This is a genomic window from Niastella vici, assembly GCF_002077945.1.
GTDB classification, from domain to species: Bacteria; Bacteroidota; Bacteroidia; order Chitinophagales; family Chitinophagaceae; genus Niastella; species Niastella vici.
Genome location: NZ_LVYD01000130.1, coordinates 1 through 1,586 on the forward strand (window position 1 = coordinate 1; position 1,586 = coordinate 1,586).

The following is a 1,586-nucleotide window of genomic DNA, read 5'->3' on the forward strand; positions in this document are numbered from 1 at the left end:
TCAAATCGAATTCAAATAGTATTTAAATGATAGTCAACCTGGGTGTCCAATCAAGAGACTCATTAGGGGAGGAGACAATTTGAGGAAAATCGAGCCAAATTGTACCTAATCGAAGAAATTCAGATATAATCGTATGCATTCGAGCGCGTTTGCAAAGGTACCCTATAGCCCTAGCATACTTTTGTGTTACAACTGATTCTTTAAAAAAACAAAAAAGTATGTCAAGCAAATTAATAACTAAAAAAGAGTTGAGTATTCCTGCTGCTATCATTACAGAAGTGGCAGAGGTATTGTTAGAAAACGAGATCAATAATGATATCATTGGTGCGGATACAGAAATTGATGAAGTGTTAATAGAAGTACAGTTTGAACGGGAACAGCGTGATGTTATTCATCAAATAGTAGACATGATTTCCGATTACCAAGAAACGGAAGAAGAAGATGATGGTGAAGACGATGATGAGGAAGATTAGATCACTGCAGTCAGTTAAACGAAATCGTGGGATAACCTCACGATTTTTCCATTTATAAAGCGATATATAAAAATCCTTGTACTATGAGAACCACAATCAAAAACCTGAAGAGCCAGGCGGATGGTGCAGCATTTGCCCAGGCCATCAATCCTAAAAAAGAACCATTAACCGTTGAAAAGCTACGCACCTTTCCTGGCTGCGAACATTACAGCGATGAAGAAGCTGAACAGGTAGTGCAAACCATTCACCAGTATGCTCTTATTCTGTTTGAATGCGTTGCAAAAGCCAAAGTGGTCCCTTTACAACACACTAATAACATTTCATACTTAAATCCTATTAAAAAGAAAGCATCATGAGTCAGCACCTTGATTTGTTTCAGCAATGGTCAAAAAGGCCAGTTGTGCACTACAAGAAAACGTCAACCGGCAAATTTTGCGTGGTGTACACCCGTGTATCCTCCAAAGAGCAATATGAAACCAACCTGAGCCTGGACACACAGAAACGAGCCATTGAGGAGTTTGCAGCCCGTAACGAATTTGCCATTATGGGTTACTTTGGCGGAACCTATGAAAGCGCCAGTACCGATGGCCGTAAGGAGTTCCAGCGCATGCTTGAGTTCATTAAAAAGAACAAAGAAAAAGTAACCCATATACTGGTGTATCTGTTGGACAGGTTTAGCCGTACTGGCGACGGAGCCATGCGACTATCGAAAGAACTGCGAGAAAAATATGGCGTTACTATCATTGCGGTTACACAGCCCATTGATACCAGCAACCCCGGCGGGGTGTTCCAGCAAAACATGCAATTTTTGTTCAGTGAATATGATAACCAGTTACGTCGGCAGAGGGCCATTGCCGGTACAAAAGAAAAGCTGGAACGAGGCATTTGGTGTTTGCAACCGCCGATGGGTTACTCTATTGTCAAAGAAGATAAGATCCGCAAGATTGTTGTCAATGAAATAGGCAAAAAACTGCGCAAGGCATTTGAGTGGAAAGCGCAAGGCATGAAAAACGATGAAATCCTATCCCGGTTACAGGCAATGGGGGTTAAGATCTACAAGCAGAAACTTAGCATGATCCTTTCCAACCCATTTTATTGCGGAATCATTGCCCA

3 protein-coding genes are annotated in these 1,586 nt (G+C 41.4%); all 3 read left to right on the forward strand.

The features are described from left to right. The first annotated feature begins 218 nt into the window (after nucleotides 1-218). Nucleotides 219-473, forward strand: coding sequence for a hypothetical protein (locus tag A3860_RS40345; protein WP_081156292.1), 255 nt, complete (start codon nucleotides 219-221; stop codon nucleotides 471-473). 83 nt (nucleotides 474-556) lie between these two features. Next, nucleotides 557-829, forward strand: a complete 273-nt coding sequence (locus A3860_RS40350) for a hypothetical protein (RefSeq protein WP_081156293.1) — start codon at nucleotides 557-559, stop codon at nucleotides 827-829. Then, on the forward strand, nucleotides 826-1,586 hold a 761-nt coding region (locus A3860_RS40355; protein ID WP_158085508.1), incomplete at its 3' end, for a recombinase family protein. The genes A3860_RS40350 and A3860_RS40355, both read left to right, overlap by 4 nt.

What these genes read in the sequence shown, in the direction of transcription:
- A3860_RS40345 (WP_081156292.1), top strand. Translation starts at nt 219, where the DNA reads ATGTCAAGCAAATTAATAACTAAAAAAGAGTTGAGTATTCCTGCTGCT.
- A3860_RS40350 (WP_081156293.1), top strand. Translation starts at nt 557, where the DNA reads ATGAGAACCACAATCAAAAACCTGAAGAGCCAGGCGGATGGTGCAGCA.